The 16,855-nt window shown below is 66.5% G+C and carries 19 protein-coding genes and 1 pseudogene; 10 read left to right on the top strand and 10 right to left on the bottom strand.

Translation table 11 applies throughout. The annotated features are described in order from the left end of the window. Positions 1–21: 21 nt before the first annotated feature. Both ACOZ35_RS08530 and ACOZ35_RS08525 read right to left on the bottom strand, forming a co-directional pair. Positions 22–762, bottom strand: coding sequence for a helix-turn-helix domain-containing protein (locus tag ACOZ35_RS08530; protein ID WP_424015947.1), 741 nt, complete (start codon positions 760–762; stop codon positions 22–24). 314 nt (positions 763–1,076) lie between these two features. After that, on the bottom strand, positions 1,077–2,150 hold the full coding sequence (locus ACOZ35_RS08525; protein WP_424015946.1) for an aldo/keto reductase: 1,074 nt from the start codon (positions 2,148–2,150) through the stop codon (positions 1,077–1,079). Positions 2,151–2,309: 159 nt separating this feature from the next. Here ACOZ35_RS08525 and ACOZ35_RS08520 point away from each other — a divergent pair, with 159 nt between their 5' ends. After that, on the top strand, positions 2,310–3,212 hold the full coding sequence (locus ACOZ35_RS08520) for an acyltransferase (RefSeq protein WP_424015945.1): 903 nt from the start codon (positions 2,310–2,312) through the stop codon (positions 3,210–3,212). 30 nt (positions 3,213–3,242) lie between these two features. Here ACOZ35_RS08520 and ACOZ35_RS08515 read toward each other — a convergent pair whose 3' ends face one another. Next, positions 3,243–3,899, bottom strand: a complete 657-nt coding sequence (locus tag ACOZ35_RS08515; protein ID WP_424015944.1) for a helix-turn-helix domain-containing protein — start codon at positions 3,897–3,899, stop codon at positions 3,243–3,245. 219 nt (positions 3,900–4,118) lie between these two features. Between ACOZ35_RS08515 and ACOZ35_RS08510 the strand changes: the two genes are divergently transcribed. The 6 genes from ACOZ35_RS08510 to ACOZ35_RS08485 all read left to right on the top strand — a co-directional run bounded on the left by ACOZ35_RS08510 (position 4,119) and on the right by ACOZ35_RS08485 (position 7,781). Then, positions 4,119–4,298 carry a hypothetical protein gene (locus ACOZ35_RS08510; protein ID WP_424015943.1) on the top strand — a complete coding sequence of 60 codons (180 nt, stop codon included), beginning with the start codon at positions 4,119–4,121 and terminating at the stop codon, positions 4,296–4,298. Positions 4,299–4,387: 89 nt separating this feature from the next. Further along, positions 4,388–5,485, top strand: a complete 1,098-nt coding sequence (locus tag ACOZ35_RS08505; protein WP_424015942.1) for an ATP-binding protein — start codon at positions 4,388–4,390, stop codon at positions 5,483–5,485. Positions 5,486–5,655: 170 nt separating this feature from the next. Further along, positions 5,656–6,147 carry a redoxin domain-containing protein gene (locus ACOZ35_RS08500; protein WP_424015941.1) on the top strand — a complete coding sequence of 164 codons (492 nt, stop codon included), beginning with the start codon at positions 5,656–5,658 and terminating at the stop codon, positions 6,145–6,147. Between the two features lie 72 nt (positions 6,148–6,219). After that, complete coding sequence (locus ACOZ35_RS08495) at positions 6,220–6,573, top strand: HalOD1 output domain-containing protein (RefSeq protein WP_424015940.1); 354 nt, start codon at positions 6,220–6,222, stop codon at positions 6,571–6,573. Between the two features lie 131 nt (positions 6,574–6,704). Further along, positions 6,705–7,298, top strand: a complete 594-nt coding sequence (locus tag ACOZ35_RS08490; RefSeq protein WP_424015939.1) for a DJ-1/PfpI family protein — start codon at positions 6,705–6,707, stop codon at positions 7,296–7,298. Positions 7,299–7,370: 72 nt separating this feature from the next. Then, entirely contained in the window at positions 7,371–7,781 is a 411-nt protein-coding gene (locus ACOZ35_RS08485; RefSeq protein ID WP_424015938.1) for a DoxX family protein, read from the top strand. Positions 7,782–7,844: 63 nt separating this feature from the next. On the opposite strand, the gene ACOZ35_RS08480 is transcribed toward ACOZ35_RS08485, so the two are convergent. The 3 genes from ACOZ35_RS08480 to ACOZ35_RS08470 form a co-directional block, all read right to left on the bottom strand. Then, entirely contained in the window at positions 7,845–9,218 is a 1,374-nt protein-coding gene (locus ACOZ35_RS08480) for an ABC transporter substrate-binding protein (RefSeq protein WP_424015937.1), read from the bottom strand. Positions 9,219–9,425: 207 nt separating this feature from the next. Further along, positions 9,426–11,084 carry a gamma-glutamyltransferase family protein gene (locus tag ACOZ35_RS08475; protein ID WP_424015936.1) on the bottom strand — a complete coding sequence of 553 codons (1,659 nt, stop codon included), beginning with the start codon at positions 11,082–11,084 and terminating at the stop codon, positions 9,426–9,428. A gap of 101 nt (positions 11,085–11,185) precedes the next feature. Continuing rightward, on the bottom strand, positions 11,186–11,389 hold the full coding sequence (locus ACOZ35_RS08470; protein ID WP_424015935.1) for a hypothetical protein: 204 nt from the start codon (positions 11,387–11,389) through the stop codon (positions 11,186–11,188). 87 nt (positions 11,390–11,476) lie between these two features. Here ACOZ35_RS08470 and ACOZ35_RS08465 point away from each other — a divergent pair, with 87 nt between their 5' ends. Next, a complete protein-coding gene (locus ACOZ35_RS08465) occupies positions 11,477–11,686 on the top strand; it encodes a DUF1328 family protein (protein WP_424015934.1) in 210 nt (69 codons plus the stop codon). Between the two features lie 202 nt (positions 11,687–11,888). Here the strand turns inward: ACOZ35_RS08465 and ACOZ35_RS08460 are convergent. From ACOZ35_RS08460 to ACOZ35_RS08450, 3 genes and pseudogenes are all read right to left on the bottom strand, one after another. Beyond that, positions 11,889–12,358 (bottom strand): annotated as a pseudogene (locus ACOZ35_RS08460) (nucleic acid-binding protein). Further along, entirely contained in the window at positions 12,355–12,606 is a 252-nt protein-coding gene (locus ACOZ35_RS08455; RefSeq protein ID WP_424015933.1) for a hypothetical protein, read from the bottom strand. Before ACOZ35_RS08455 ends, ACOZ35_RS08460 begins: the two are co-directional and overlap by 4 nt. A gap of 617 nt (positions 12,607–13,223) precedes the next feature. Further along, positions 13,224–13,880, bottom strand: a complete 657-nt coding sequence (locus tag ACOZ35_RS08450; protein WP_424015932.1) for an HVO_0476 family zinc finger protein — start codon at positions 13,878–13,880, stop codon at positions 13,224–13,226. 161 nt (positions 13,881–14,041) lie between these two features. On the opposite strand from ACOZ35_RS08450, the gene prs reads away from it, so the two are divergent. Next, a complete protein-coding gene (gene prs / locus ACOZ35_RS08445) occupies positions 14,042–14,902 on the top strand; it encodes a ribose-phosphate diphosphokinase (RefSeq protein ID WP_424015931.1) in 861 nt (286 codons plus the stop codon). Positions 14,903–14,905: 3 nt separating this feature from the next. Here the strand turns inward: prs and ACOZ35_RS08440 are convergent, their stop codons facing one another. After that, complete coding sequence (locus ACOZ35_RS08440; RefSeq protein ID WP_424015930.1) at positions 14,906–15,469, bottom strand: maltose acetyltransferase domain-containing protein; 564 nt, start codon at positions 15,467–15,469, stop codon at positions 14,906–14,908. A 420-nt stretch (positions 15,470–15,889) separates the two neighbouring features. Between ACOZ35_RS08440 and ACOZ35_RS08435 the strand changes: the two genes are divergently transcribed. Further along, entirely contained in the window at positions 15,890–16,540 is a 651-nt protein-coding gene (locus ACOZ35_RS08435; protein ID WP_424015929.1) for a LysE family translocator, read from the top strand. Positions 16,541–16,855: the final 315 nt, after the last annotated feature.

Genomic DNA, 16,855 nt, shown 5'->3' with positions numbered 1-16,855 from the left:
AAAGCGTTGGTCTGACACCGCTCACGCCGAATCTGTTCGGTCTCGCTCGCGGACGGCCCCGACCGGCTCGCCCTCCGCGAACCGATCGAACAGCGCGTTCATCACCGCCGACTCGGCGCGCGAGAGGTGCTCCCACACCGTCGTCGAGCCGAGACCCAGTTCGGCGGCGACCTCCTCGACGCCAACGCCGCCGCCGTGGTCGTAGTAGCCCGCGGCGATCGCGGTCGCGAGGACCTCCCGCTGCCGGTCGGTGAGCCCGTCGAGGAGGCCGGACGCGGGGAGCTGCGGCGAGCGCTCAATCGACGCGAGCTCGACGTTCCGCGCCAGCTCCACCTCGTTGCCGCCGCGTTCGAGCTCGCGCATCACCGCCGAGAGGTCGTCGTCGTCCTCGAGGTACGCCGTCCAGCGCTCGACGCCGCCGGAGATGGTCGTCCCCGTCCGGTAGTGGATTCCCATCCGGGAGAACCGGTCGCCGATCCCGTCCCAGTCGGCGGCCGCGACGTCGATCGTCAGCGCGACGTACGCGTGGGTGCCCTCGATCGGCGCGAGCGGCTCCGCGGAGACGATCAGGTCGAACTCCCGGAACTCCTCGACGAACGCCTCGATCTCGGCCGGCGGCCCCGTGAGTTCGGCGATCCGCTTGCGCTCGGGCCCGCTTCCGGTCATCGAGGAGACGGAGCGGTACCGCACCTCCGGGTGGCGCGCGCTCACCTCGCACTCCGGCTCCCCAGCGTGGTGGATCCGGAACGTCACTTCCCGCATGCGAGATCCGAGGCCGCCGGGGTTCAAACGGGTTCCGGAGCGTCGCGAGCCATTTATACCGGTGACCGCGCAATCGTCGGTGTGGTGGCGATGACGAGTCGGTTACCCCCACTGAGCCCTTTATGATGACGGGTTTCGACCGAGCCACCGTTTCCACGTTCGCCAGCGGCGCGGCAGAACCGGGGCGGAGTGAAAGTGATCCTACTCGACGGGAGGCCTTCGCAGTCGGGCGGTTTCGAGGCGAAAGGAGCGGGTAGGCCGTGTCGAAAAGAGCGGGTCGGTTGAGTCGTCGACGCGGTGGGGAGGCTCGCCGCTCAGTACGAGGCCGCGCGCTTGTCGAGGCCGGCCGCCTCGATGTCCTCGCCGTCGACGGAGGTGCGGAGGACGTCCATCCCGTCGTCGCGGTCGATGTCGAAGTTGCGGGCGTACAGCTCTTCGAGGCGGTCGTACTCGGCGTCGGAGATCGGCGGCACGTCGGCGGCGGCGCTCCACTCGGCGATGTCGTCGCCGTCGCGGAAGGTGGGCGTGACGGAGGCGACCTCGTCGTGGGCGAGCAGCCAGCGGATCGCGGCCTGTGCCATCGTGCGGGTCCCTTCGACGCCCTCGGGGTCTTCGAGGAAGCGGATCGCCTCGACCTTCTCCCAGCCCGTCTCGTACCACTCCTTGGGGCGGTGCGAGCGGTGGTCGCCGTCCTCGAGGACGGTGTCGGGCGTCACCTGCTCGTTGAGCAGGCCGGAGGAGTGCGGGACGCGGGCGATGACGGAGGTGTCCGAGTCGCTCTCGCGGATCGTCTCGACAAAATGGCGGCCCGGCTCCTGCTCGAAGAGGTTGAAGACGGTCTGGACCGCGTCGAACTCGTCGTACTCGACCGCGGCGTCGCCCTCGGCGAGCCAGCCGATCGAGGGGCCGAGCGCCCAGCCGAGCGCGCGGACGCGCCCCGACTCCTTCCACTCGCGGAGGAGGTCGCGCACCTCGGGCGTGACGTCGTCGACGTTGGCGTTGTGGAGCTGGAGCAGGTCGACGTAGTCTGTGTCGAGGCGGTCGAGCGAGCGCTCGAAGGCGGTTTCGAGGTAGTCGCGGTCGAGCTCTTTCGGAAGCTCGCCGTGGCCGGCCTGCGGGTTGTTGTAGAAGTCGTAGCCGATCTTCGTCGCGAGCGTCACCTCGTCGCGGCGGCCGTCGATCGCCTTCCCGATAATCTCCTCGCTGTCGCCGTGGCCGTACACGTCGCCGGTGTCGACGTAGGTGACGCCCGCGTCGAGCGCCTCCTCGACCATCCCGACCGCCTGTTCGTCCGAGCGGTCGCCCCACCAGTCGGTGCCGACGACCCACGCGCCGAAGCCGATCTCCGAGACCTCGACGCCCGAGTTACCGAGTTCGCGGTGTTCCATACCCGGCGTTGGGGGTTGGCGCACTTATCCGGTGCGGTCTCGGTCACCGCGTGGGAACGCCGGCTCGGCGGCGGGAGCAGACGCCGGGCCGCGGACGGCGTCCGCGCGTCCGGTTCGCACAACCGAATCCCTTTGAGTGACGGCGACGAAGGAGGGCCGATGACAAAGCGACACGTGTCCCTGCCCGACGGCGCCGAGGCCGGGGTCCGAGGGTTCATCGACGAGGTGGACGAGCGGCTCTCCTCGGACGAGGACACCTGCGAGGTCGTCCGCGACGTGCTGATCGACCTCCACGGCGACCGCGAGGCGTGGGAGGCGTGGCAGGACGGCGAGTCGGTGTCGCGCGCCGAGCGCGTCCGCCTCCAGGGGTACGACCCGTGTAACGCGACGCTGGAGTCGGAGTACTACGCCGAGAAAGACGAGGACCGGTTCCAGCGCTCGAAACACCTCCAGTGGCTCTGGCGCCAGTTCGACGCCACCCCGATGGCCGACAACGTCGAGTTCGCGCTCCGCTTCCGGCAGATGCTCGGGAACCACCTGTTCGCCGAGTGCGGCGACAACTGCCGCTTCTTCAAGGGGATCTCAGTCACCTACGGCCACAACATCGAGGTGGGCGATAACGTCGTGATCCACGACGACGTCCACCTCGACGACCGCGGGAAGCTGACGATCGGCGACCGCGCCTCCATCTCGGACGGCGTCCACCTCTACAGCCACGACCACGACATCGTCGACCAGACGGAGGTCCGGAACTTCCACACGATAGTCGAGGCGGACGCGCGGGTCACCTACGACGCGATGGTCCGGGCGGGCTGTCGGGTCGGCGAGAACAGCGTCGTCGGCGCGCGCTCCGTGGTCCAGGGCGACGTGCCCGATCACCACGTCGTCGTCGGCTCGCCCGCGCGTAGCGTCCGCGTGAAGCCGGGCTGGGAGGAGGCCGCCGAGGAGCTCGAAGACGGGCGCCTCCCCGACAACCAAGACGACCGGGAGATCGAGTACGAGCTCCCCGAAGACCTCGAGCAGTTCGACGAGTTCCAGCGGGACCTCCAACCGCCGAACTGAGCGGTCTCTTGGGAGGTTGCGGAGTCGGGCTCACTCGTCCGGTTCGTCGACCAACAGCGTGTTCGCCACCAGCGTGGAGATACCGCGCCGGAGGCGTTCGGTGACGGCCTGATCGGAGATATCGAACGAGTCCGCGAGCTCCTGGGTGGAGATCTGGCGCGGCAGCGAGTAGTACCCGGCCTCGACGGCGTCCGCGAGCGTCTCGCGCTGCGGCGGCGTCAGTCCGTACCACGGCCCCGCGTCGGGCTTCGTAGGGTTATAGATGCGCTCGATCGACACGTCGATGTCCTCGTCGAGATAGTACTCCTGAAACGTCGAGAGCGCCTCGTGGCTCGGAAACCTGAGTTCGAGCCCCCACGTGTCAGCGGTTCCGGTCGCGCCCAAGAGGACCGCGCCCAGGTCGAGGATTTTCCGCAACAGCGAGGCCTCCGAGGGGTCCCAGTCAAGCGCGTACAGGGCCTCGTCGTCGTGGGTGTTGACGAGTGTGATCTCGTTGACCGACGGGTGTTCGCTGACGGAGCGCTCGAAGGTCTCCCGCGCGTCGTTCCGGATTCGGACGAACGGGGTCGGTCTCCCGCCCAGCGGCACCATCGTCTCCAGCGTGACCTGCGTGGGCCCTTCCACCCGGAGTATCTGCCCTAATTCGAACGCCGCAGACGGGATGCTCACCTCAGCGATAACGCTCATTCAATATTCCCCGTTCTGTCGCAACCGCGTTAAATACTCGGTAGTGGGCGTCTCGCGCAGGCGACCAAAACTTGGTGTACCATGCTTTTCGGTAGTATTTTCCCGTGAGAAGTCGTACCGGATGACGCAGAGGCACATGATTGCGGACCCCATTTGTTTGCGTGGCGCTGCGCTCGACGCCGCGACAGCATCGTCTCGCAGTCGAGCGCGTTTCCGACCATGACAACCGACCCGACTTCCGACGACGAGATAGCAAGCACGAAGGAGTTCGAGGATGCCCTCGGTCGAGTGATTCTCGCCGCCCTCGAAAACGACGTCGACCCCCGCGGTACGTGGGAGTACCGCACCGACGGCACCGGGTCCGACATGGAAGTCATGGTGGTCGAACTGGCGGACTAACGCCAGAGCGACCGTCTCGGCGACCGCTGTTTTAAATACCTTGGTAGGTCATCCCGAAGAGATTCGCGGGAGGGGGGAGACCTCCCCGTATGACGGACGCTCTCGGTTCTCTCGATCCTCCGACGGATGTCTCCGAGTCGGGAGGCGCCGTCGCGCGCCGACTGTTGGAGGAGATCTCGACGCACGCTATCTTCATGCTCGACGCCGACGGGAACGTCGTCACCTGGCCCGCTCCGGCGGCGACACTATACGGCCACGACGCGAAGGCGGTTCTCAACCGACACCTCCGGATGCTGTTCGCCGACGACGAGGGGGAGGGGGACTCTGACTCGCTTCCCGAGGACTTCTTCGCGGAGCCGACGGAGGAGACGGTCGAGTTCGAGCACTGGCACCGGCGGGCGGACGGCTCGGTCTTCTGGGCCACGCTGACGCTGTCGCCGCTGCGGAACGGCGAGTTTCACGGGTACGCGGCGGTCAGTCAGGACACGACGACGACGAAGGAGTACGAGCGGATGTTAGAGCGGCAGAACGACCGCCTCAAGGAGTTCACCGATATCCTCGCGCACGACCTCCGGAACCCGTTGAACGTCATCGAGGGGAACCTGACGCTGTACGAGGAGACCGGGGACGAGAAGCACCTCGAACGGATCGACGAGACGACCGACCGGATGGCGCGACTCGTCGACGATCTGCTCCGCGTCGCCCGACAGGGAAACGTCGTCAGCGACCCGAAACCGACGGATATCGGCGAGGTCGTCGACGCGGCGTGGCGAGACCTGAACACCGGATCCGGGGCGAAGCTCCAGTACGAGCCCGTCCGGTCGGTGAGCAGCGATCCCGACAGGCTCCGCGAGCTGTTCGAGAACCTCTTCCGGAACTGTGTCGAGCACGGCTCGACTAGCAGCCGGGCGGAGCCCGGCGACGGCGAAGGAGGGGACGGCGCCGTAACGGTTCGGGTCGGCCCGCTCGACACAGGCTTCTTCGTCGAGGACGACGGCCCGGGGATCGCCGACGGCCACGAGGCGGAGGTGTTCGACCACGGCTTTACCACGCGTGACGACGGGCACGGCTACGGTCTCTCGGTTGTTCGGACGATCGTCAACGCGCACGGCTGGGACGTCGTCGCGACCGAGGCGGAGAGCGGCGGAGCGCGGTTCGAGGTCACCGGCATCGAGTTCCTCGGCTGACGGAGCAGCCGACGGGCGGCGGAGCGCACGGCGAACGAACGTAGCGAGCGCAACTCGACCGGAGCCGAAATTGAGGGTACCGACGGATATTACGAGCCCAGGAACACCTGATATAAACGGCATTATTGACCATCCCGTGGAAGCATCTGTCGGTGAAACAAAACCACCGTATGAGGGACACCGAGAGACTCGGCTTCGATTTTTCGCTACCGGGGACGGAGGGTGACGAGATCGCCGAGTACCGGTTGAGCGACTACACGGACGGCGGGGCGGTAGTGCTCGTGTTCTACCCGTTCGACTTCAGCCCCGTCTGCACCGAGGAGCTGTGCGGGTTTCGGGACGCCGAGTGGCTCTCCTTCACCGAGAACGTCGACGTGTTCGGGGTCTCGCGGGACTCGTGTTACGCGCACAAGCGGTTCATCCGGGAGTACGACCTCTCGTTCCCCCTCCTGAGCGACACGGAGGGCGAGGTCATCAAGGAGTTCAATCTCGCGTACGACGAGTGGGAACACCACGCCGGCGTCCCGAAGCGGGCGCTCGTGGCCCTCGACGAGTCGCACGACGTCCGCTACAAGTGGCAGACTGAAGACGCGTACGAGGCCCCCGACATGGACGAACTCGAACAGAGCGTGCTCTCGTTGGTGGACGGCGCAGCCAAATGACCCCTCTCTCGTGGCCGGTGCCCGCCCGGACCGATCGGTTGCCCGTGACGGGCGCTTCCTCGGGTGAATCGGATGGCTGACCGAGTCGACTCCGTTCCCGTCGGAGACACGCCGACGCTTAGTCAGAACGCCCACTGGAACCGCGTCGCGCAACGGCTGTACGATCCCGAGGGCAACGGAGAGCTCGTGACGGACATCGTGTTCGCCGTCGCGGACGCCGAGGGCGTCGAGCCGACGGAACTGGAGGCCCGGCTGTACCACACCATCGACCCGGAAGGGATCGAACGCGCCTTCTTCGGTCCCGAACCGACCGAAGCCGCTCGGAACGGGACAGAGAGCGTCGAGTTCCGCTACGCCGGCTACCTCGTCGACGTCCGGAGCGACGGGTTCCACGTCTACGAGCCGTTCGATCCCGACCGGCCGTGAACGGCGGCGTCGGTGGCGATACCGAGCCCGGTTCGTCGGGATCGACCCCCGCGGCTCGGGGTCGTCGTGTGGTATCACTCCCCAGTATTGTTATTGAACAGTAGCGCGTACGAGCAGGTGGTGTTACACGCATGACAGGACAACGGATACTGATGATCGTCGGCGACTTCGGGGAAGACTACGAGATTATGGTGCCGTTTCAGGCGCTCCAGGCGGTCGGCCACGAGGTTCACGCCGTCTGCCCGGAGAAGGAGAGCGGTGAGTCGGTCAAGACCGCGATCCACGACTTCCGCGGCGACCAGACGTACCTAGAGACCCGAGGGCACAACTTCGAGCTCACGCACGGGTTCGACGACGTCGACCCCGCCGACTACGACGCGCTGGTCGTCCCCGGCGGGCGCGCCCCCGAGTACCTGCGGGGCTACGACGAGGTGCTCAAAGCGGTTCGGCACTTCTTCGAGGCCGACAAGCCCGTCGCGTCGATCTGCCACGGCCCACAGATCCTCGCGGCGGCGGGCGTGCTCGACGGCTACGAGCTGACGGCGTACCCCGCGGTCAGGCCCGAGGTCGAGGCCGCCGGCTGCTCGTGGGTCGACGGCGTGACGACCGACGGGAACCTCGTCACCGGGCAGGCGTGGCCCGACCACCCCGAGTGGATCGCGCAGTTCCTCGACCTGCTCGGGACGGAGATCGACCACGAGGCGACAGCGGCGACCGCGGACTGAACCCTTCTCCGTCCCCGGAGACGGGGTCGTTCGCCACCGCGATTTATGAGGCGCGACCGCGTTGTACGGCGTATGAGCGACGAATCCACAGAGACGACGGACGAGGCGGCCGGCCGCGGCGCGCCGTCGCGGCTCGGCCGCGTCCTGCTCGGTGTCGGCCTCGCTGCACAGGCCTCGGAGGACTTCCGCGACATGGACGACTCGATCGAGTACGCCGAGTCGGCCGGCGTCCCGATGCCGGACATCGCCGCGCCGTTCGCTTCGGGCATGATGGTCGTCGCCGGGCTCGGCATCGCGCTCTGGCGGCTCCCCCGGATCGCGACCGGCGCGGCGGTCGCGTTCCTGACCGTGGTGACCGCGACGATGCACGACTTCTGGAACGCCGACGAGGATGACAAGAGCGGCGAGCGGCTCGCCTTCTTCGGCAACCTCGCGATGCTGGGCGGGGCTCTGGTGTTCCTGCGCGAGGCGTACAAGAAGTGACGGACTGAGGCGAGCACAGCGGCTCACGCACCGCGAAAAAACGGAAAAGAATTGGTGAGTTCCCTACTCGTTCAGCACGCTCGACCACTGACTGGTGTACGTCGGCTGGTTCGGCTCGAAGGAGACGCGCTGAGTGACCGTCCCGTCGCGCTCCTGGAACGCGTTCACGTACGCCTCTTCGAGCGACTGCCCGTAGGCGTCGTTGAGGTACAGCGTGCCGGAGCTCTCGGCGCCCACGGTGTCGCCCACGGCGAGGTCGGCCATCGCGGGCCCCTGAAGCAGGTCGGAGGGGGCGGTCCGGAAGATGTAGCCGTTGTCCTCTAAGTCCGTCACGTTCGGGTCGGTCGAGGACGGCGAGATGCCGACGACGCCGTTGGGGATGAACACCTGGTCTGCGACCTGAAGGTTGACGTTCGACGACGCCGGACCGACGACGGCGCCGTAGCCGGCGTTGACGATGGCGTTCGCGCCCGAGATACCGGCCTGCGGGTTGGTCTGCGTGTCCTCGACCCGCGTCTCGACGTCGACGTTGATGCCGGCGTCGTTGACCTGCGTGGCCGCGAGCAGCGCGCCGTCGCGGATCGGGCCGCCGAGCGGGCCGAGGTCGCCCGTCTCCGGCATCAACACGCCGATCCGAGCGGTGAACGAGTCGACGCCGACCGGGTCGGCCGCGGTCGCGCTCTGGTCTTCCTCGGAGAGCTCGTTCCCGAACTCGACGGTGTCGAGGGTGACGAGTTCGCCGTCCTGGAAGTCGATGATGTCGTAGGCCGCGGTGGCCATGTCGCCGTTGACGTCGAAGTTGACGCTCGAGGACGCGCCCACGTAGTGAACAGGGTCGCCCCCGGCGACCGTCTCGACGGCCTCGGGGAGGTCCGCGGGACCGAACTCGTCGCCGCCGGGGTTCGCGACGGTCCGGACGCGGTCGCGGATCGCCTCGCCGTCGTTCTCCCCGGCCGCGGTCGCCGCGAGTATCTCGACCGCCATCGCGTCGTACGCCTGGGCGGTGAACACGCCCGGCTCCTGGCCGTACTCCTCCTGATACGATTCGTTGAAGAACTCCGCGCCCGGGCCGCCAGCGGAGGGCGCGGTGCCGATGACGTTGTTCATGTCGTTGTCGACCTCGCCGGGGAGGTCGCCGTCGATCAGCCCGTCGGGGACGATGATGTCTAAGTCCGGCGCGCTGTCGGCGAACTCCGAGTAGAAGTCGCGGAACAGCTGGATACCGGACTGCGGGAAGCCGACGACCATCACGGCGTCTGGGACGTCGGAGCCGTCGCCGCCATCGCTTCCGTCGGAGCCGTCGGACCCGTCGGAGCCGTCGGACCCGTCGCCGCCGTCGCTCCCGTCGCCGCTCTCCGTCGAACAGCCGGCGAGCCCCGCGATGCCGACCGCACCGGCGCCTCTGAGCACGTCTCGTCGCTGGATTCTTCGCGTCATCCTGTGAGCGTATACCATACGAGTCGTTATAAGTGTATCCACGACCACAAATACGACGACGGTCGAATTCGAACGTATCAGGCCCGTTCTATCGCGTATAGGTGCGCTCTCCCGACCGTTCGCCGATCGGCGGCCGAGCGCGAAAGTGGCGTCGTACTTGCTCGCTGATAGAAAATCGGTCGGCGGTGTCCGGGCGGTCGCCCGGCCTCAGTACCCCTGCGCGTTTCCGTCCTTCCGGGGTTCCGTGGCGGCCGACAGCACTCCGTCTCTGTTCCGGGCGATCTGTGCGCCGCCGAACATGACCGGCGAGAGCGTCCGCACGTCGTGGTCCTTCCGGACCAGCTTCGCCGCGGCGTCGTCGTCGAAGTGCGGTTCGAGCCCCAGTTCGCCGCTCTCGCGGTAGCGCCAGCGCGGCTCGTCGAGCGCGCGCTGGAGCGGCATGTCGTAGTCGACGATGTTCGAGATCAGCTGGACGTGGCCCTGCGGCTGCATGTAGCCGCCCATCACGCCGAAGGCGGCCCAGTCGTCCTCGTCGAACCGGACGACGCCCGGGATGAGCGTGTGGAACGGGCGCTTGCCCGGTTCGAGCGCGTTCGGGTGGTCCGGGTCGAGCGAGAACGACGCGCCGCGGTTCTGGAGCGCGATGCCGGTGTCGCCGGCGACCAGCCCGGAGCCGAAGCCGGCGAATCGGGAGTTGATGTACGAGACGACGTTGCCCGCGTCGTCGGCAACCGTGAGGAGGACGGTGTCGGCGTCCTCCGCGTTCGCGTTCGGCACGCCGAAGGAGACGTCGTGCGAGGCGGTCTCGCCGACGCCGGCGGCGCGCTCAGTCGCCCACTCCGCCGAGGCAAGCGGCGGGATCTCCTCGTACTCGGGGTCGGTGATGTAGCGGTGGCCGTCGTGGAAGGCGCGCTTCAATGCCTCCGCGAAGTAGTGGACGCGCTCCGGCGAGTCGTAGTCGTACTCGCCCGCGCCGAGCTCGCTCGCGACGTTGAGCGCTTCGAGCGCGATGAGCCCTTGGTTGTTCGGCGGCAGCTCGTACACCTCGGCGCCGTTGTAGGTCGTCGACACCGGATCGGGCCACTCGACCTCGAAGTCGGCGAGGTCGTCGACGGTCATGAACCCGCCCTGCGACTGGACCTCGTCGGCGATCGCCTCGGCGATCTCGCCCTCGTAGACGACGTCGGCGCCCTCCTCGGCGATCTTCCGCATGGACTCGCCGAGCCGCGGGAGCGTCACCGTCTCGCCGACGCCCGGCGGCTCGCCGTCGAACAGGAACGCCTCGCGGGCGTGGTCGTCGGTGAACAGCGCGTCGGCGCTCGCCCAGTAAGACGCGATTACCTCGGACACCGGGTACCCCTCGGTCGCGTAGCGGATGGCGGGCGCGAGCGCGTCCGCGAGGCTGAGCCGGCCCAGCTCCTCGACCGTCGCCTCCCAGCCGCGTGCCGTCCCCGGCACCGTGACCGCGTGCGGGCCGTAGAACGGCATCCCGGCCTCGCCGGCGTCGTCGACCGCGTAGCCGCCGTCGTCGGGGTAGTAGGAATCGGCATCGTCGTCCTCGGCGAGCGCGTCGCGGACGTTCTCGATCGTCGCGTCCGCGGGCGCCCCGCCGCACGAGCGCATCGCGCCGACCTCGCCGTCCGCGGTCCGGTACAGCGCGAACACGTCGCCCCCGAGCCCGGTCGAGGTTGGCTCGACGACGTTGAGCGCGGCGGCGGTCGCGACCGCGGCGTCGAACGCGTTGCCGCCCTCGCTCAGCACCTCGATCCCCGCCTGGCTCGCGAGCGGCTGACTGGTCGCCACCACGCCGCGCTGGCCGTACACCGTGGACCGGCGCGACGTGAATCGGTCTAAGTCTGGCTCCATACGAACGTGTCCGGCGCGGGGGAGAATAAAGGCCCGACCGGAACTGTCCGGTGTCGGCCCGGCTCGGTCAGCGGCGCACGTCGACCGGCGCGACGTCCCCGTTAGTCCTCGAACTCGACGTAGTGCCGCACCAGTCCGCACTCGGGACACATCACCGTCGTCAGGTCCTTGTGTTCGTTCACGCCGAGCTTACCGAGCAGCCCCGCCCGCTTCTCGCCGGTTTCGACGTACGCGTTCCAGGCGTCGCCCATGCCGAACCGGACCTCCTCCATCGTGACGCCGCAGTCGGGGCAGCGGTGGTTCATAGGTATCGACTCGCACACCGGCCTGAAAACGGTTCGTCCGGGTGATAGTCCTCGCGTAACTAACCGGGTGACGACAGTTAATCGGGTATGAACCTGGCCCAAGTGGTTCACGACGGAGCCGTGCTCGCCCCCCTCCAGTTCGGCGGGGACCTGATCGGACTGGCGATCGCCTTCTTGGTACTCGCGATTATCGCGGCGATCGCCGGCGCCAGCGGGGTCGCCGGGTTAAGTATGACCATCGCCAAGTGGCTCGTTATCATCTTCGTCGTGCTCGCGGTCGTCACGTTCTTCCTCTAATCGGTCGCCCGAGGAGACCGGCGGTCGGGGGGGTCTCGCCTCTCGTCTGAGACGGCGATTTCCGCCGAAGCGCACGGATTTTCACCGTGCTCGCGCCGCGAAAACGCTCCCGGAGACTCGCGTCCGCGTCGCTCACACGGCGTCGGTACCGAAGGTGTGGCCTCGGCACTCACGACTCACAATCTATCCATCGTGAATGTGTTTACTGATCGTCCAGCATCTGGATGCCGCGCTCCACAACTGCCTCGGTCACGAAGAGGCTCGTCTCACGCTGGAGTGCTCGCATACGCGATGCCGCTTCGTGTCTGTCGAGCAGTCCGCGGCCGTAACCGAGCGCGATGATGCCGATAGAACCGCGTACTTCGACGCCCGTGTCGGATGCTGGATCTCGGGCAGCGAGGTCGTCGGTTAAGAAACGACTCCTCGCTCTTCGGCGACCGCGATCGCGGCGCGTTCTCCGGCGTCTAGCTCTTCAGTGTCGACTCGGCTTTCATCGGATTCGACGAGTTCGTAGGAGAGATCGGGCAGCCCGTCCGGAATACCACCGGTGTCGACCTCCTCGTAAACCGTCTCTGGGACGAGGAGCGTGTCAAACGTCGCGAGCAGTTCGAGTGAATCGATTTCGGCGAGGTGGATGAGCGGTCCTGCGTCCGAGACAGCCGCAAGCGTCACGCGTTCAAACCCCAGTCCACGTCTCCCTCGACGACCGCACGCTCTCGCTCCGCTCGCTCGACTTTCGTTCGACCGACGCGTTCGATTGCTTCCTCGCGGTCGAGTTCGCCGTCGAGGTACCGAGCAAGAACGAGGTCCTCCCAGAGGCCTTCGAGACCGCGTTCGAGGGCCTCTTCGAACACCTCGGACTCGGGAAGGCCGCGAGCCTCGGCGATCTCTCGAACCCGGTCGGAGATTTCGGCAGCCATACGATGGGATTGCCCGGCAACGTTCTTAAATCCGTGTCCGCCCGTTCAGCGGGAACTGACCGGGAGCTATCTCCCACCGCGGTCACAGCTTCATCTCGATAGAAATCCATCTCCGGTTAAAATTAGCGGCCTCGGCACTCATAGGGCTCGTCGTCGCCGGGTGCCGAGTCCGGCTCGGAGCGGTGGTTCGTCATCGGCCGCTCGTCGGTAGTCGCGCCGTGGAATAAAAGGATCCGGCCGCGCCGTCAGTGCGACGAGCCGGCGTACTCGTTCCAGCGGTCGGTTCCGTTCGCGATCCGCCGGGTGTCCGACGGGTCGAACGTCGCCGCGCACTGGGCGACCGCCTCGGCGGCGGTCGGCAGGTCGTCGGTCGCGTCCTCGGCGTCGGCCGCGTCGTCCTCGTCGGATTTGGGGGACGACTTCAGTCGGTCAGTCGCCGGTTCGGTCTCGGTCGCCTCGCGCGTGCTCGGACCGCCGGGACCGGCCGTCGTCCCCGCCGTCGAGCGTGCGTCAGTCGTGTACTACGGGTGGCACGATTTGACTGTTGGGCGGATCCTTCATAATTGTTTATGTTGGTGCGAGGTTTCGCCGGTCGGGGTGGGACGATCGCGTCGCGCCTACCAGGCCGACCACGCGGTGAGCGTCTCGTCGCGGGCGTACACCCGTTTGAGGTCCTTCGCGTAGGCGAGATCGCCCGGGTGGTCGAGCTTCTCGTGGCGGTACTCGGGCGCGTCCTCGCGGATCTGGAGCCCCTCGACGGTGAACTGCTCCTCGCCGAATTCGACGGTCTCGTCGACGGTGAACTCGTAGTCGCCGGGGACGTTCACGCGCAGCGACCGCGTCTGGTCCGCGTCCCCGTCTTTCGGGTGAAGCGTGACGGGGACCGCGACGTTGTCGACCGCGCGGGTCCACAGCGTCTCCACGTCGGTGATGTCGGCCTCCTCGACGCGGTTCTCCGGGCCGAGCTCGATCCCCGTGATCCGCACCTGCATCAGCGCGTCGTCGGTGTCGACGACGAACTCCTCGCCGGTGCCGACGTCCCCTTCGGCGGGCACGTCCATCGTCGTCGTGAACGACTCGCCGTCCTGCGAGACGACGATCGTCACGGCGACCGTCTCCTCCTCGGGAATCTCGGTCTTGTGGGTGTGGTCGCACTCAGTACAGCGAACGGTGGCCTGCCCGCCCGGGCTGAGTACCTCATGGACGGTCGGCTCGGAGGGCGAACACGACGGACAGGGGAGTCCGACGCGCGCGCCGGCTTCGGTGTCGCTCATTGGGCGCTCGTACCCGCCGCGCCCGTAAATATCCGCCCCTGTGGGGCCGGTGTGGGTCGCGCTCGCGTGGCGCGCGGCGGGACGAGAGGAGAGTGCGGAGAGAGCGTGACGTGTTCGCGCGTAAGGAAACTGGTTTACCGGTGTCCGCGGAACGGTCGCCCATGATCGTACCCGGGTCCAGCTCGCAGCAGCTCGCGGCCGCGCTCGCCGAGGCAACGGACCGGGCGCTCGCGACCCCGACATACGACCGGTTCCCCGACGGAGAGGGGCTCGCCGCGGTGCCCGACTTCGACGCCGACGAGGCCGTGATCGTTGCCGCGACCGACTCCGACGAGGCGTGGGTGGAACTGCTCCAGCTCCAGGACGCCGTCCGCGAGGCCGGCGCGACGGACGTGACCACCGTTGTCCCCTATATGGGGTACGCCCGCCAGGACGACTCCTTCGGCGACGGAGAACCCGTCTCGGCCCGCGCGATGGCGAAGGCGATCTCGACCGGGACCGATCGCGTCCTGCTCGTCAACCCCCACGAGGCGACTGTCGCCGACTTCTTCGACGTCCCCGTTGAGGCGGTCGACGCCGCGGGCGTCCTCGCCGAGCCGCTCCCGGAAGACCTCGACGACCCGCTCTTCCTCTCCCCCGACGAGGGAGCCATCGAGGTGGCCGCAACCGTCCGCGACGCATACGGCGCCGGCGAAACGGACTACTTCGAGAAGCACCGCGACCGCGAGACGGGCGCCGTCGCGGTGTCGCCCTCCGACGCGCCCGTTGCCGACCGCGACGTGGTCGTCGTCGACGACATCATCGCCACCGGATCGACCATGAGCGAGTCGGTCGCGGTCCTCACCGACCGCGGCGCCGCGCGAGTGCTGACCGCCTGCGTCCACCCGGTCCTCGCGGCCAACGCGGTGACGAAGCTCCGCGCCGCCGGCGTCGACCGGATCGTCGGCAGCGACACCGTCGAGCGCGGCTGTAGCGTCGTCAGCGTCGCGCCCGCGGTGGCCGACGCGCTCGACTCCCTGTAAGGGTCACTCGTCGTCGATTTCTCGGAGCACTTCGGCCGGGTTGCCGCCGACCACCGTCCGCGCCGGCACGTCGTCGACCACGACTGCGCCAGCGGCGACGACCGCGCCGTCGCCGATCTCGACCCCGGGCGTGATCACTGCCTGTCCCCCGATCCAGACGTCGTCGCCGACCGTGACCGGCTCGCCGAACTCCAGTCCGGCCGCGCGCTCGTCGGGGTCGATCGGGTGCGTCGGGGTGTAGACGTGGACCCCCGGCCCGAGCATGCAGTTCTCGCCGAACGCGATCGGCCCGGCGTCGAGGAAGACGCAGCCGAAGTTCGCGAAGAACTCGTCGCCGACGCCGATGTTGTACCCGTAGTCACAGTGAAACGGCGGCAGCACCGTCGCGTCGCCCTCGACGGCCCCGAACAGCTCGGAGAGCATTCGGTCCCGGCGGTCGGTCTCCGTCTGCGCGGTTTCGTTGTACCGCCGGCAGCGGTCCCGAGCGCGCGCCCGCTCGCGTCTGAGTTCCGGATCGCTCGGGTCGTACGCCTCGCCGGCGAGCATCCGCTCCTTCTCGCGTCCCATACGACTCCCGGCGCGGCGAGCGACAAAGGGCTGTCTGTCGGCGGCGTCAACGGTCGGAATTTATAAATTGAGTCGCGTGTCGCCGGCCGATATTTATGATCTACCGCAATCTCGTGACGGAGTCTCAGCAGGGCGACACGAAGCTCGGAGCCACCGAACTGATCAGTCTATGCTTCAACGACCGAGACACGAACAACCACTCCCTCAGAGACTGCGATAGCCGAGTCGTTCTCGGAATCAATAGAGCAGACTGCTCCCATGGGTCGTGGGAGGATCAAGCTCTTTTTATTCGGCTTCGTTGAAATCTGCGGTAGCTGATAGAATATCTGTGCTGAATACAGATCCCCACCACGCGTTGACCGTGTTGACAGGAAATCATCTCGTATTACCGGGCTGAAAATCCCCAACAGCCTCTGTTAAATGAGCGTACTCGTTTTTGACCACACAACCCTTGTCACGTTTGTTTCGGCGGCGATAGTAGTCATTATCTCTCCCGGTCCCGATACGATATACACCTTGACGGAGAGCCTCCGTCACGGGCACTATGCTGGAGCGGCCGCCGCGTGTGGAACGGCAACAGGTGTCCTCGTTCATACGACAGCAGCGGTACTCGGATTAGCTGCGATTCTCCGAACGTCGGCGCTCGCCTACACCGTCGTGAAGTACCTCGGCGCCGCCTATCTCGTCTACCTCGGTGTTCAGAGATTCCGACACGACGAGAACTTCGAGATTCGGAGTACACTCTCTGCAAACAACACCTCACTCAGACGGTCATACAGGCAAGCAGTGACGATCAATGTTTCCAATCCCAAGGTTGCCGTCTTCGTCTTGGCCTTTTTCCCACAGTTCATCTCTCAAACCGCAAGCGTATCTCTCCAAATTTCGGTTCTGGGTGTGACCTACGCTGCTCTTAGCGTCTTGTACCTCCTGATCGTGGTGGCATTCGCCAGTCGGGTACGACACGTTATCGTGGACTCCAAGAGAATTTCCAGATTCATACAGTACGCGAGCGGTAGCGTACTGATCGGTTTCGGGTTAAAGCTCGTAACCGAGAAGCAGCCTGGTGCGTAACCCCGAAAATCTCAACAATCCTATTCGCACGGCGCTAGCGCGCGTGACCTACGCTCAGTCACTCACACGGCCAGAGCGAACTGCGAATTATTGGTAGAAACACCACACACGATGTGGACGTGTCCACAGTGCGATACAAATATCACCTATAGAATACCTAACTAATATGGCTGTTTAGGAAACGTTCTTCATGATGTACTTCGACCGGGGAGCGTTCAGGATATTCCGGTATCACACGGAAGCCGTTGTAGATATATACGAATATTTTTCATGGACCAATATTCAATCCTGTCTGTGACCACCACAACTTACGGT

The sequence above is a fragment of the Halorubrum xinjiangense genome, assembly GCF_049604745.1.
GTDB classification, from domain to species: Archaea; Halobacteriota; Halobacteria; order Halobacteriales; family Haloferacaceae; genus Halorubrum; species Halorubrum xinjiangense_A.
The sequence above is the reverse complement of the archived record's forward strand: the minus strand, read 5'-3'. Positions and strand labels throughout refer to the sequence as shown.